Below are 13,184 nucleotides of genomic sequence, written 5' to 3'. Positions count from 1 at the left end.
GAGATAGTCACGAAGCTGTTGAAACTGTTGGACGACCTCATCGACGACGCGAGGAAAGTAAGCCTGTCCACCAACCCCGACACTGAGTTGGGGCGATTTGACTGCGGCGTATTTTGGAAGAACTCAAGGACGCCGCAGAGACTTCGGCCATGCCCGACTTGAAGATGGAACAGCTTCACAACGAGGTCAAGACACTCGACGCCAGCCAACTGACCTTAAGCAGTCCCAACTCCGCCAACGAACAAGATGGTGCGATGAACTGGCATGGACGGGGACCCAGAGCAGGGGGGAGGATGGGCGCATGGAACTGCACATCACTGGCGACCCCGCCGCCGACAAACTGCTCAGCGATGACGCTTTCGCGCTGCTAACCGGTATGCTGCTTGACCAGCAGGTGACCATGGAGTCGGCGTTTGCCGGACCCGAAAAGATCATGACGCGCATCGGCTCCATGGACCCTGCCGCGATCGCTGAATACGACCCGGCAGGCTTCGTTGAGATCTTCAAGGAGCGTCCGGCCATCCACCGCTTCCCCGGCTCCATGGCCAGCCGCGTTCAGGCCCTCGCCGAGACCGTACAGCGCGATTGGAATGGGGACACAATTGCCATCTGGACACGGGACGACCCTGACGGCCAGGAAGTGCTCCGCCGGTTGAAAGGACTGCCCGGATTCGGGGAGCAAAAGGCGAAGATCTTCCTCGCACTGCTCGGCAAGCAGTGCGGACTCCAGGCAGAAGGCTGGCGAGAGGCTGCTGGCCCCTACGGCCAGGAGGGCGCATATCTTTCTGTCGCCGACATCGTGGACCCGGAGTCGCTGAGAAAAGTGCGCGCCAGCAAGCAGGCTGCCAGGGCCGCCGCCAAAGCCGCGAAAGCATCCGGGCACTGACAAGAAGAACGAGCTGAATCACGACGGCGGCCAAGGCCCCCTAGGAGCCTGCTGATTTAGGCGGATCTATGACGCCCGGGTATTCCGGAGGGCCATTTTTTTGCCGGAGCCGGACGTCGGTTGGGGCCCTGCGGGGCTGAAATCCTGGTCCGTCGCCAGTCTTGGGCGCTCCGCGGGGCTTCTGGCCGCCGTTCGGGCCGGTCTCTGCGTGGCGGTCCTGGTCCGGGGTGTTATCCAAGTGCCCACGTCCCGTTCCGGCCGGTCAATCCGAGGTTGAGGAGTCGTTTGAGGTTGATTGCGGCAGCATGGGTCATCCACCAGGCATTATTCTTGGTGACCCCGCGGTAAGGGACGCGTCTGGCTCCGCGGGTCATCCACGCGATCGAGCGTTCGACCATGGGCCGGTGTTGCCGGTAGTCCGCCAGGAACTCCGGGTCAGTAGCCTTGGCCCGGTGTTCACGGCGGAGCCGGTCGTGGGGGTGGATCTGCATTTTCCGCCCGTTCTTCGCCGTCGTGCACCGGCTCATCAGCGGGCACGATGCGCAGGCTCCACCAAAACTTACCCGTCCTTTCGCACTGATCGCACGGGTGATCTTCGCCGGGCAGGTCACGGTTTTCGCGCTCTCGTCGATGCTGAAGTCATCGACAGTGAAACCGTCGGGGACGGCACGGCCCAGTGGCATCGGTTTGATGATCGGGGTATGGCCGGCGGCAGTGACAGCGGCCAGCAAATCGCCGCTGCCATACGCTGAATCACCCAAAACGTCGACCTGCCCGGTTCCGATGCTGGTGTCGGCGGCAATGAGTTCGGCACCGCGGGCCGCGTCGCTGTTGTCCGCGCCGGCCGCTTTCGTCAGGGCCGCGGCGGTGACCAGGCCGGTCTCGGGCTCTATCACGATGTGGCTTTTGAACCCGTCGATCTTCTTCTGCCGGCTCTTATGCGCGTGCCGGGCTTCCGGGTCAACCGTGGAAATGACCCGGTCCGGGGCGACCTTGCGGGCGATTCTCCACCGCCCGTCCGTGCCGTCGGACCCTTCGGCCGGTTCGACGTCCTGTCCGGCGACCAAGGCCAGGAGTGCGACCGTTTCCTGCTGCGCATCGTCCAGGGATTCGGCATCGATACTGCTCAGCAGGGTCAGGGCGTCGGCGACCAGCGCGGACACGAGATCATCCCGGGCACCCCTGTCATCCCAGGCGATGTCGGGTTTCCCGGGCTTGGCGTAATCATGGCCGCTCAGACCCGCTACCACCAGGTCCGCGCCGGGGATTTCCCGGCCGACCCGGCGGATCTGCGCGATCAACTGGGTGACCGTGTCCTGCCGGGCCACCGCGTCCTCAAGGATTGTTGAATCAATGGCCCGGCGCCTGCGTCCGGAAAGCGCACCCGAGCCGGCGATGACCTCCGTGACGGCCTCGAAGATACGGTGCGGACGGTCACTTTTCGCCAGGCGCCGGCGCCAATACGTCAACACCGTCGGGTGGAACGCGCCCTGATCCAGGCCGAACCCGCACGCCGCCTTCCACCGCAGGTCAAAGGTCAATGCCTCGGCGGTTTCGCGGTCGGAGAGATTATGGAGGGTCTGCAGGACCATGACCGAAGCGATCACGTCCGCCGGGGTCGACGGGCGGCCGCGGCCGGAGGCGAACAGGTCCGCGAACGCATCGTCCGGGAACAACTCGTGCCGGTTCTCGGCGAGGAACCTGAACACCGACCCGGCCGGGAGCATATGCCCGGCCAGGGCATCGGCATCCAAAAGCTGACGTTGACCATCATCGCGACCCTGCATACACCAAGTCTTAACCATCCCCGGGAATCCGCCCGGAGGCGCGCCTTAAAGTGCCGGATTAATCAGCAGCGTCCTAGGCACCCGTTCCGCGCTTTCCACCTCGATCGAGGGTCGGTGTTGCTGACCACTGGATTCCTGATCGGTCAGAAACGAGAACCGTCCTGCGGCGCGTGCCAGGGATGCAGCGGCGCTGATTACACGCAGGCCGAGGAATCCATACGCGGCATTTTGGCCCCGTAGTCTCGGAGCGCCAACTCGAACGCGTACTCGGTTTCCTTGACCGTGCCAAGACGACGGCGGCACGTGTACGGGCGGGCGGCCAGCGACTGGACCGCCCCGGCTTCTTCCTTCCATTGACCGTCATCACGGACGTTGCCCAGGATAGCGAGCTCGTCCAGAAAGAAGTCTTTGGACCAGTAGTCACCATCCAAAAGGAAGCATCCGACGAAGAGATGCTTCGCTTTGCCCACGGGGTGCCGTGCAGGCTCTCAGCCAGCGTCTGGACATCCAGCCTCAAGCGGACCATGCGTTTCATGCGCGACTTGAACTTTGGCACCGTCTGGATCAATGGACAGTTGTCCACTGTTCCCGATGCCATTCGGCGGCTTCGGCGAATCCGACTATGGCAAGGAGTTGTCGTCGCTTCCATCGACGAATACTCCCAAGTCAAGCACGTAATGATCGCGAGGATCGACTAACGGATCCCGAATCCGGCCACCAGGCTGAAGGCCGCGGGTGAGGAAGGAGATAGGAGCCTTGAACTTATGTCCTCCGCACCTGCGGAACGGCCGCTGGAAAGCCATCCCCTTGGGAGTTAACAAGTTGGACACAGATCAGGTCGTTGCCGATTTCCGCGTCAACGACCAAAGCCACATGTATGAAAGATTGAACGCTGCAGTCGCAACTGCTCACGCCGAAGGCCTTGCCGACAAGATCCGCGGTGTTCTCGTCACCCGACACGACTTTTCCCGGTTCAACGTGACCCTGTCGTGCGATGTTCCATTCGGTCTCGTTATTGAGCGCGACCATGCAAGCCGACTCTGAGATGCAGCGCTTCAGGGCAGCTGACGCTGAAGGCGCAGTCGGCGCCAGGCAGAATTACCGCGCCCAGGGCATTGCCTGAAGCGGCGCCATCGGCGCACCCGTAGGGGTGCAGGCCAGCGCCGAGACCCCGTGCGGACCGTGCCGCCGGAGCGTCCCCGCACCACGAAAGCCATGAAACGTGTCCGGTGATGGCAGGCATCGACACGAATGTGAATCAGAAATTCCAGTACTGCGACTACTACAATTTTCATCTTCCTCGCGGGCTTCCTGGCCCGGGTCGATAAGAATTACGGCAGCGAGCCGGATATGCGGTCTTCGATCCGCCCATATCGTGCAACGCTGGTTGCATGGATCTGGAGGTGTCGCCCGCGCTCACGATTCCCACGTCGGAACTCGGCTGGCGGTTCTCGCGTTCGTCCGGGCCAGGCGGTCAACACGTCAACACCTCGGACAGCCGCGTCGAGCTCTCGTGGAACGTCGGCGACTCGGCGGCGCTTTCGGATGGCCAACGGCTGATGCTGGTCACGCGTCTCGGACGACGTCTCATCTCCGGGGTGATCACCGTGACCGTCTCCGAGCGGCGCTCTCAGCTGCGCAATCGCGAGATCGCCCTGGCCAAGCTCTCCGACCTCGTGGCAGAGGGTCTTGCTCCCGAAGCTGCTCGCCGCCGGGTGACCAAACCCACCCGGGGCTCGAACCGTCGGCGCCTCGCCGCAAAGGAACAGCGGGCGGCGACGAAACGGCAACGAAAGCGTCCGTCCGCCGAGTAGCACCGTCCAGTCGACAATTTTCAGCCGCGGGGCAGCGGGAGCGTGTAAATAGCGACCTGCTCGCAGTGAAATAGGCGAGCTCGGCGAGGGTCAGCCCGACGAATGCAGGTGTGGGCATCGTCCTACGCGGGCGTCCTCAGGCACGGTTCAAGCTCCGGCGGCCCTCACGTCCGCAAGCCAACCGGCAGGTACCTTCTTGCGCTCCAAGTGTTCAGAGTCCCTGTGACCGGATTTGTCGCAGTTGTAGAAGGCGCCCTGGCGGTCCAACAGGACACGCATGTGGTGGCCGGCGTGGTCACGCCACCACACGCTCATTCCCGCGGCTCCGTCGCGGCGCAGATGCTCGACGACGCGACGGGCGCCTTCGCTTCCGACCAATCACGCCCGCCCGCCCCTCGCCGTTGATGCCACTGTCTGATGACGCGCCAGAGCAATCGAGGACGACCAAGGTACAAGAGCACGCTCAGGAAGTCTTGTCGATAACCGCGCATCCAGATATGGACAGGCATGACTGATCAACCACAGCAAGAACGGCGACCAGAAGGCCCCGGTCCCGCGCACCACCCGGCGGTGGACATTCCTGACACAGTCCATGGCGGGCGTCCCGCCAGAGCATTCGGAAAGTCATTCACACAGACCTCATGGGAGCATGAACTCGTGTCAGCAGAAATAGCCAAGGAGGGCTTCACCGATGAGCCACGGCATCACACGCACGCGGGTGTGGACAATGTCCACACAACGTTTGGACTGGCAATGACAGCCGGCTTCACCTGAGCGGTGACCCAGACGCCGATGGCGGTATCGAAAGCGTCCCCATCCACTCGGGCAAGCACGCGTTGCATGGTGGTCACGTGCGGGACGCTGATCCCCGCTTTGGCCAGTGGCTTGCGTCCCGTGTCGGCCGCCCATTCAGCGATTTCAGCGAAAGACTTCGCCCCGGAAAGGACCGCGCAGATCGCCAGCACCAGGATCCCGGTCAGCCCATACCGGACGCCCCGGCGCTTCCTCGGATCAGGGACAGAAGCAAGGACCTCCCGCATCGTTCCCGGCGTCACGGCCGACTTCACATCCTCTGGGATGTGTTCCAACTGGCGAGCAAGGGACTTGATAGGGGAAGATGGCACGAAGGAACTCCTGGCTAAACAGCGATCTTGAACAATCACCTGTTTAGCAGGAGTTCCCCTACTTTTAAAAGCACCCCACCCGGCGCGTGTCAGCGCCTATCCGCCGGACGAGCTCGACGACTTTGCATCAGCCCTGGACTAGTACCTCACGACATTCTGATGACTTTAGGGACTTCACGATTCAGCCGCCTGCTTCAGCCATTCTCGTCGCGGGCTACAGCAGAAATGACATGACCACGCTGATAGCGAAGCATGCGGAGAAGCCCGTTTGTCGGCGTCGGACGCCCGGGACAGAAAGGTGGCCCGCAAGAGGCCCGATGGTTTGATCCTCGGGGCTAACGCTGCAGCATGTGCTTCGAGATCAGGGCGCTGCTGTGTTCGAGTCCGATGTCGCCGGCAGCCACACAGACGACAAGGTCAAAGCCCTCATCTGTAGTGAAATCATGGCGGCACCCGTTGATCCAGAGCATAAGCACCATCAGAATCCAGGCCGTCCGTTTGTTGCCGTCAATCAACGGGTGGAAGCGGGCCACGGATTCCAGGAGCGCCGCCGCCTTCAGCGGCATCACAGGATAGGCCTCAACGCCTATGACCGCGGTTGCCGGGCGTGCCAGCGCCGAGGCCAGCAGGCCCACGTCACGGACGTGGAAGCTGTAGCTGTCGATCACCTGCAAGGCATCCTCAATCTCGAGGTAGGCAGTCACGCGTCCTCAAGGCGCTTCAGCAGCTCAGCGTCATGACTCATCACAAAGTCCAGACCGGCACTGATATCGCGGCCGCGCCGGTGCCGCTGTAGAACCAACTCCGCGCCCTGAAGAAGCAGCGCCGACTTCGAGGTGTGCTCCTCGGCCGCGAGCTGCTCCAGCTGCCGGTCAAGTTCTTCGGGTACACGCAGATTCATTGCCACACTCACATGGTACCAAACCAGTACCTACCAATTCGGATCCCGCCGGTCCCCGTCACCGCTGCGTTTCGCATCATTGACCAGCTCATTCCGATCGAAAGCCCGACAGTGGGGATTGTGTTCGGCGCCGGCGATTCACCTCCGAGTGACGCCGGAGGTCTGGAAGGCATCCGGCGTCGAGAGTACGCCCGCCACCCGGCAGCTGGGTGCGACAGGATACAGGATACGACGGTCGAGAAGTCTGGCGAGTTTTGGGGCCACCCGCACCGACGGTGCCTCGAGCGCTGCGAACCCAGTCTTCCCGGCAGCTATCCGCGAACCGGGTGTCCGAGACCACTGACGAACCTGGCAATGGCGTCCTCGGCGGTTGGCGGCGGGCCGAAGACCTCGCTTTGGCGCGTGGTGTCGGCGATGTAGCGCCCCGTCTGGAACCAGTCAATCATCGCCGCCAAGTCCTTGGGCACCGGGTTGACCGGCGCGAGCAGGACGCCGATCGCGCGAATGAGGCCGGTCGGGATGGTCCGGACACGGATGTGCTCGTCGAGTAGCCGGCCGGCGATGGCAGCGATGTCCTGCATGGCGACCGGGCGGTCCCAGCCGATCTCGATACGCTCACCGTCGACTCCTTCAGCGTCGACCGCATCGGCGAGGTAACTCGCGAGGTCGGAGGTCAGCACGAAAGTCAGCGGTGTCCGAGCTGACCCGAGCCACGTGAGCCGCCGCTTGATGAACGGGTCGCCACCGAACCGCGTGACCTGGTCGAGGAACGCACCGGGACGCAGCGCCACGAACGGGACACCAAGTTCTTCCAGCCTGTCCTCGGCGAGCTTCTTGTGCCAAAAGTGCGGGACCTGTGGAGTCTGGTCACAACTGAGGATGCTCGTGAGCACGAACCTGCGGACTCCGGCGCGACTGGCTGCCTCGACGAGGTTAGCGTTGCCGACGGTGTCGATGTCCGCGCTGTCACCCTTGCTGTGCCGCGTATAGCCGGCCGCCGAAGTGATCACGGCATCGATGCCATCCATGGCGCTCAGCAGCGAACCGGGGTCCATCATGTCGCCTCGGGCAATGTCGACCCCGGCGGTTTGGAGGCCGGTCGCGTCGGAGTCGGGGCGAACCAGGGCTCGCGTCCGCTTACCTCGGGCCAGCAGCTCCGTGACAACCTGACCCCCAAGCATGCCGGTGCCACCCACCACAAGTACGGGTCCGCTGCCGCTCATTCATGCATCCTCACTCTTGGTTGCCGCTGGCACTTGGTGCGCCGCCCGGCGTGGCGTGAAGCCCGCTGTGCCATCGACAGGATCCGGACAGAATCATGAGTGTCCGGATGACCGCGCGTCCGTCCAGGCATTTGGTCAGATTCATGCTGCTTTCAAACGCGAAGGCGCTCAATGCCGGCCCCTGTGGCCCAGCGTGCCCTGCCCCGCCCCGTGGGTCAAGCGCCCCGCGAAACATTTGTCCTGCGTCCGGCGCACAGGCGGCCACTGCGCAGCCATCCATCGCAACGTCCGCCGGGACACAGGCCGCCCATAACGGCACCCGTCAGGGCCGAGCTGCACGACGCCATGAGGGAAATCATCCGGTGGGCCGACAGCACGGCGGTGCGGCGTGAACTGATGTGGACCGGCCGCGAGATCGGCCACCGGATCGTCCAGTACGGTCCGAGGGGCACGCGCGAAGCATTCGCCGACTGGGATCAGGACGGACATCGAGACGTTCAACAGGCTTCTCTTACGATTCGTCGACCTCCGTCCAGGGCGGACAACATGACGCCGCGTTCGCCGGAAGCCATGCCGCGGCTCGGCTTGGATCGATTCATGTCCGTTGAAATCTCGGTCCGTCACGCTGAACCGCTCCGGCCGGCCCGGGCGACCCCGGTGCTCTGCTGATCCAGAACCGCGCCGCCGTGGCATCGCTCAGGTCGACGCGGCCACGCCAATGGCTCTCGCCGTGGAGCCGCCACCACCGTCTAACCGCACAAAAAGCAGGCCGACGAGGTAAGAAGCCATCAGAAGCGGCTGCGAAGGTACCCCTCCGGGAGTCAGGTTAGCTCGAATCCGTACTCAGCTTTGAACGTCCACCGTAAGGAGAGAAGAGATGACACCAAGAAATAGTCGCTTGAGCAGGGATCGCCGCAAGAACACACCGTCCGCTCAGCTGCTGGCCGGACGGGATCCGAGCATACGGACGCTTGTCGTGTGCGCCGGCGACCCACGGCGGCAGGACCGGCTCCGCGGCGCGCCGCCCGACGAGCTGGAACACGGGAGCAGGCCCAGGGGGTGTCGTGGTTGTCCGCGGCGTCGCGACGAAACAAAGTGGAGGGGGCGCCGGCGCTGAACACGCCGGAGTCCCCTCGCCATCGAGTGGCAGACTGGGCTCCATGCGTGAGTTCGTCGTCCTCGGCACCGCCTCGCAGGTCCCGACCCGGACCCGCAACCACAACGGGTACCTGCTGCGCTTCGATGGAGAGGACTTTCTCTTCGATCCCGGAGAGGGCACGCAGCGGCAGATGCTCCACGCCGGAGTCACCGTCTCCCAGATCACGCGTATCTGCCTCACCCATGTGCACGGCGACCACTGCTACGGCCTGCCTGGCGTTCTTTCCCGCATGGCCCTTGACAAGGTCAACCACCCTGTCCACCTGCACTATCCTGGCTCCGGCGAGGACACGGTCCGGGCTCTCGTGTCCCTCGCCTCCCCGGGCATAGATCTACGGCTGCATCCGCATGGAGGCTTTGCCTACGGGGGCATCGAACACGCGGGCCCCGGCCACAGGGCTGCCGAGCCGATCGCGCCGGGCCTGTACGTCCGGGCACTCAACCACCGCATCGAGGCTTACGGCTATCAGTTTGTGGAGCCAGACGGGCGCACGCTCCTTCCTGACCGACTCGCGGCGGCCGGGATTGCGGGACCCGACGTCGGCCGCCTGGAGCGCGAAGGAAACTTGCATGGCGTGAGTCTGGAGGACGTGAGCGTGCCGCGGCCCGGTCAGCGCTTCGCCTTCGTCATGGATACCGCGCCCTGCCAGGGCGCGCAGGAACTGGCGGAGGGGGCCGACCTACTCATCACCGAGTGCACCTTCAGCGACGACGACGCCGAGCTCGCCTCGCAGTTCCGCCATCTCACGGCGGGGCAGGCGGGCGAGCTGGCAGCATCATCGGGCGCGGGGACCCTCATCCTCACCCACTTTTCTTCGCGCTACGGGGACGTTGCCCCACTCGCCGAGCAGGCCCGGAGCCGCGCCGGTGGAGCCATAGTGGTTGCCGCGAATGACCTTGACCGCTTTGCCTTTCCGCAACGCCGTGCGTTCTAACGACGCCTCTGGACCTTCGTACCTGCCTCGCCCACCCAAACACTGCGAACCGAACACAGTGCCGAATTCCGCTGAATCACCCCGGGCTGCCTGGATCATGGGCGCCGAGGCTGCTGCCGCCTATCGGGCCGGAAATTCGCAGGTTTCGATGACCCGAAAACATTGTGTCGGGGAATGCGAGGATGCGCTGGATACCCTCTGCCGTCCTAAACCTCCAGAGCCGGCGCGAACCGGCGCCTCCGACACCAAGAACCAGGCCGATCGCGTCGCCCAGCGGTGATGATGATGGTGCGTTCATGCTGTGTCAGGGATCGAATGAGCCATCGGCCACCTGAGACGCAGTAAAGCCGCTGGTCAGAGCCTGATCGGGCCCTGCCGGGTTCGAACCGGTGCCCCCTGTGAACCGGCGACGTCGCCGTTTACAAGTCGGTTGCCTTGGCCAACTGAGCTAAGAAGCCCGGGACCAAGCCCCGTTCAGGTGGCACATTTGCGCTGGTCGGTGATGAGATCGACAGGCGATCCCGTCATTGACCATGGGCGCGATGCGGCCGCTCAGATCAATGAAGCGGCGGGCACTGGAGGGCGCACGCCCGCTCCCCCGCTATTTAGTCATGTTGCCCAGCCCCGGGCCCACCATGAAGAAGTAACAAGCCAACAACAGCCGCCCAACCCAAGGAAAGAGGCACCCGGCCACAGCAACGGCCCCCAACTAAAAATGGCCCTTCAGGGGCTCATAAAAGGAGATTTGTGCACAGTCAGAGGCCCAAAGGGCCCCTGACCTGCGATAACACTGTGCCCGAGGTGGGACTCGAACCCACACACCTTTCGATACCGCATTTTGAGTGCGGCGCGTCTGCCAATTCCGCCACTCGGGCGCGGATTACACGGAAGTAACAATCGTAGGCTCACAGCAGAGTTGTGAGCAACGCGATGACCTCCAGTGCGCGAAATTACTCTACATGCAGATAGGCTGAATTCCAGAATCGCGCCAGTGACGCCGCAATGAACCATGCAGATCCAAGTACAGCCGCGGGCACACCTAAGATAGTCAGGTTCCCGCCGTACCTTTTCAAGGAGATCCCGTGTCAGAACAGACGGAGTCAAACCCCACGTCCAAGCCGGCGCGCCGCGTAATTGTCGCGGAGGACGAAACCCTTATCCGCCTGGACATCATCGAGATCCTCCGGGGCGAAGGCTATGACGTCGTGGGCGAAGCAGACAACGGCGAGAAGGCTGTCCAGCTGGCCGAGGAGCTCAAGCCTGACCTGGTGCTCATGGACGTCAAGATGCCCGTGATGGACGGCATCTCAGCCGCGGAGAAGATCGTCAAAGCACGCATCGCCCCCGTGGTGCTGCTGACGGCCTTCAGCCAGAAGGAACTCGTTGAACGCGCCCGCGATGCCGGTGCCATGGCCTACGTGGTCAAGCCCTTCACCCCGGCCGATCTCATCCCGGCCCTGGAGATTGCCTTGTCCCGCCATGAGGAAATCAAGGCCCTCGAAAGTGAAGTGACGGACCTGCAGGAACAGTTCGCCACCCGCAAGCTCGTGGAGCGCGCCAAGAGCCTCCTCACCACCAAGATGGGCCTCACAGAGCCGGAAGCGTTCCGGTGGATCCAGAAGACCTCCATGGACCGCCGCCTCAGCATGCGCGAAGTCGCCGAGACCATCATCAACCAGGTCAACTAGCGCCGGCGCTCCAATACCGCGACAGGCAGCAAGGCAGCACTCAAAAGGGAGGGCCCGCGTGGCGGGGCCCTCCCTTTTGGCTTGCTCGGCTCACATCAGCTGATCAGGCGCCAGCCTAGTTCCTCTTCTTCTTTTCCGGCCACGGACCAAGTTTTTCCTTGTTTCCGGTTGACTCGCCCAGGCGCGAAGTATCGGCTAGGTCGCCCACCTTGTGGACCTTGAGCGAGTTGGTGGAGCCGGCCTTTCCGGGAGGGGAACCGGCGGCGATAACCACGAGGTCGCCGTCGTCCACCAGCTTCATGTCCAGAAGGCTGCGGTCAACCTGTGCTGTCATTTCATCCGTATGGCCCACCATCGGGACCAGCACCGGCTGGATGCCCCAGGTCAAAGCCAACTGGTTCCAGACGTGCTCCACCGGAGTGAATGCGAATACCGGCTTGATGGGGCGCAGACGGGACAGGCGGCGGGCAGAGTCACCTGACTGGGTGAAAGTACAGATGTACTTTGCATCCAGCTGATCGGCGATTTCGACGGCGGCACGGGTGATGGCGCCACCGCGGGTCTTGGGCTTGGTGCCCAAGGGAGGAACGCGCTCGAGGCCGTGTACTTCGGTGGACTCGATGATCCGGGCCATAACCTTGACCGTCTCGATCGGGAACTTGCCCACGCTGGTCTCGCCTGACAGCATCACTGCATCGGCACCGTCGAGCACTGCGTTGGCGCAGTCCGAAGCCTCGGCGCGGGTGGGGCGAGGATTGTCGATCATCGATTCGAGCACCTGGGTGGCCACGATGACCGGCTTGGCCCAGCGGCGTGCCAGTTCGATGGCGCGCTTCTGGACGATCGGCACTTCCTCCAGCGGAAGCTCAACGCCGAGATCGCCGCGGGCCACCATGATGGCGTCGAAGGCGTCGATGATTTCGTGCAGTTGCTCCACGGCCTGCGGCTTTTCGATCTTGGCGATCACCGGCACACGGCGGCCTTCTTCATCCATGATTTCGTGGACGCGCTTGATGTCCGTTGCGTCACGGACGAAAGACAGCGCCACGAGGTCAACGCCACGGCGCATGGCCCAGCGGAGATCGTCCTCGTCCTTTTCGCTCAGTGCCGGTACGTTCACCGCAACGCCGGGCAGGTTGATGCCCTTGTTGTTGGAAACCATGCCGCCGACAGTCACCTGGGCGACCACCTTGACGGCATCCACCTCGATGGCACGCAAAGCGACCTTGCCGTCATCAATCAGCAGGGCGTCACCGACGTTGACGTCCTGGGTGAGGGTCTTGAGCGTGGTGGAGCAGATTTCCTGCGTGCCGGGCACGTCTTCGGTGGTGATGGTGAAGATGTCGCCGACAGCCAGCGCATGCGGACCATCAACGAACCGGCCGAGTCGGATCTTGGGTCCCTGGAGGTCAGCCATGATTGCCACAGGCTTACTGAGCTGCGCCGCAGCCTTGCGGACGTTCTCATAGGTGATGTCGTGCACGGTGTAGTCGCCGTGGCTCATGTTCATCCGGGCAACGTCGACGCCGGCTTCAAGCACCGCGAGGGTGTTCTCAAAGCTGGCGATTGCCGGTCCGAAGGTGGCCACAATTTTTGCGCGTCTCATATACCTACCCTAGTAGTCTCTTGCGTTGATTAAGTTGTCGTGGAGGTGAACTTCCGTGGGCT

At 63.3% G+C, this 13,184-nt stretch carries 13 protein-coding genes, 1 tRNA gene and 1 pseudogene; 6 read left to right on the top strand and 9 right to left on the bottom strand.

The annotated features are described in order from the left end of the window. Positions 1-301 precede the first annotated feature (301 nt). Positions 302-886 (top strand): HhH-GPD-type base excision DNA repair protein, encoded by a 585-nt coding sequence (locus V3C33_07520; protein ID XAS69096.1) that lies wholly within the window; start codon positions 302-304, stop codon positions 884-886. A gap of 230 nt (positions 887-1,116) precedes the next feature. Here the strand turns inward: V3C33_07520 and V3C33_07515 are convergent, their stop codons facing one another. Further along, the gene (locus V3C33_07515; protein ID XAS69095.1) at positions 1,117-2,673 is read right to left on the bottom strand and encodes an IS1182 family transposase; all 1,557 of its coding nucleotides are present in this window, start codon (positions 2,671-2,673) and stop codon (positions 1,117-1,119) included. A gap of 194 nt (positions 2,674-2,867) precedes the next feature. Then, positions 2,868-3,143, bottom strand: a complete 276-nt coding sequence (locus V3C33_07510) for a hypothetical protein (GenBank protein XAS69094.1) — start codon at positions 3,141-3,143, stop codon at positions 2,868-2,870. A gap of 352 nt (positions 3,144-3,495) precedes the next feature. On the opposite strand from V3C33_07510, the gene V3C33_07505 reads away from it, so the two are divergent. Next, on the top strand, positions 3,496-3,717 hold the full coding sequence (locus V3C33_07505) for a hypothetical protein (protein XAS69093.1): 222 nt from the start codon (positions 3,496-3,498) through the stop codon (positions 3,715-3,717). 347 nt (positions 3,718-4,064) lie between these two features. Next, positions 4,065-4,487, top strand: a complete 423-nt coding sequence (gene arfB / locus V3C33_07500) for an alternative ribosome rescue aminoacyl-tRNA hydrolase ArfB (protein ID XAS69092.1) — start codon at positions 4,065-4,067, stop codon at positions 4,485-4,487. A 147-nt stretch (positions 4,488-4,634) separates the two neighbouring features. Here arfB and V3C33_07495 read toward each other — a convergent pair. The 5 genes and pseudogenes from V3C33_07495 to V3C33_07475 all read right to left on the bottom strand — a co-directional run bounded on the left by V3C33_07495 (position 4,635) and on the right by V3C33_07475 (position 7,735). Next, a pseudogene (locus tag V3C33_07495) lies at positions 4,635-4,832 on the bottom strand (DUF4913 domain-containing protein). Between the two features lie 359 nt (positions 4,833-5,191). Continuing rightward, positions 5,192-5,611 carry a transposase family protein gene (locus V3C33_07490; protein ID XAS69091.1) on the bottom strand — a complete coding sequence of 140 codons (420 nt, stop codon included), beginning with the start codon at positions 5,609-5,611 and terminating at the stop codon, positions 5,192-5,194. 335 nt (positions 5,612-5,946) lie between these two features. Next, a complete protein-coding gene (locus V3C33_07485) occupies positions 5,947-6,315 on the bottom strand; it encodes a Fic family protein (GenBank protein XAS69090.1) in 369 nt (122 codons plus the stop codon). Further along, complete coding sequence (locus V3C33_07480; GenBank protein XAS69685.1) at positions 6,312-6,512, bottom strand: ribbon-helix-helix protein, CopG family; 201 nt, start codon at positions 6,510-6,512, stop codon at positions 6,312-6,314. Before V3C33_07480 ends, V3C33_07485 begins: the two co-directional genes overlap by 4 nt. A gap of 311 nt (positions 6,513-6,823) precedes the next feature. Then, a complete protein-coding gene (locus V3C33_07475; GenBank protein ID XAS69089.1) occupies positions 6,824-7,735 on the bottom strand; it encodes an SDR family oxidoreductase in 912 nt (303 codons plus the stop codon). A gap of 345 nt (positions 7,736-8,080) precedes the next feature. Between V3C33_07475 and V3C33_07470 the strand changes: the two genes are divergently transcribed. Continuing rightward, entirely contained in the window at positions 8,081-8,404 is a 324-nt protein-coding gene (locus tag V3C33_07470; protein ID XAS69088.1) for a hypothetical protein, read from the top strand. Positions 8,405-8,895: 491 nt separating this feature from the next. Beyond that, positions 8,896-9,828: a ribonuclease Z gene (locus V3C33_07465; protein XAS69087.1), complete on the top strand. Its 933-nt coding sequence runs from the start codon at positions 8,896-8,898 to the stop codon at positions 9,826-9,828. 793 nt (positions 9,829-10,621) lie between these two features. Here the strand turns inward: V3C33_07465 and V3C33_07460 are convergent. Further along, positions 10,622-10,703: transfer RNA gene (locus tag V3C33_07460), tRNA-Leu, on the bottom strand. 207 nt (positions 10,704-10,910) lie between these two features. Between V3C33_07460 and V3C33_07455 the strand changes: the two genes are divergently transcribed. Next, positions 10,911-11,516, top strand: coding sequence for a response regulator (locus V3C33_07455; GenBank protein ID XAS69086.1), 606 nt, complete (start codon positions 10,911-10,913; stop codon positions 11,514-11,516). Positions 11,517-11,631: 115 nt separating this feature from the next. Here V3C33_07455 and pyk read toward each other — a convergent pair whose 3' ends face one another. Further along, a complete protein-coding gene (gene pyk, locus V3C33_07450; protein ID XAS69085.1) occupies positions 11,632-13,122 on the bottom strand; it encodes a pyruvate kinase in 1,491 nt (496 codons plus the stop codon). Positions 13,123-13,184: the final 62 nt, after the last annotated feature.

Source organism: Micrococcaceae bacterium Sec5.7, assembly GCA_039636785.1.
Classification (GTDB): domain Bacteria; phylum Actinomycetota; class Actinomycetes; order Actinomycetales; family Micrococcaceae; genus Arthrobacter.
Note: the sequence above shows the minus strand (reverse complement) of the source record. Positions and strands in the feature narration are given on the sequence as shown.

Excerpts from the sequence above, each read along its gene's own strand:
- V3C33_07475 (XAS69089.1), bottom strand. The coding sequence starts at position 7,735 with ATGAGCGGCAGCGGACCCGTACTTGTGGTGGGTGGCACCGGCATGCTT.
- arfB (XAS69092.1), top strand. The coding sequence starts at position 4,065 with ATGGATCTGGAGGTGTCGCCCGCGCTCACGATTCCCACGTCGGAACTC.
- V3C33_07465 (XAS69087.1), top strand. The coding sequence starts at position 8,896 with ATGCGTGAGTTCGTCGTCCTCGGCACCGCCTCGCAGGTCCCGACCCGG.
- V3C33_07480 (XAS69685.1), bottom strand. The coding sequence starts at position 6,512 with ATGAATCTGCGTGTACCCGAAGAACTTGACCGGCAGCTGGAGCAGCTC.
- V3C33_07515 (XAS69095.1), bottom strand. The coding sequence starts at position 2,673 with ATGCAGGGTCGCGATGATGGTCAACGTCAGCTTTTGGATGCCGATGCC.
- V3C33_07520 (XAS69096.1), top strand. The coding sequence starts at position 302 with ATGGAACTGCACATCACTGGCGACCCCGCCGCCGACAAACTGCTCAGC.
- pyk (XAS69085.1), bottom strand. The coding sequence starts at position 13,122 with ATGAGACGCGCAAAAATTGTGGCCACCTTCGGACCGGCAATCGCCAGC.
- V3C33_07470 (XAS69088.1), top strand. The coding sequence starts at position 8,081 with ATGAGGGAAATCATCCGGTGGGCCGACAGCACGGCGGTGCGGCGTGAA.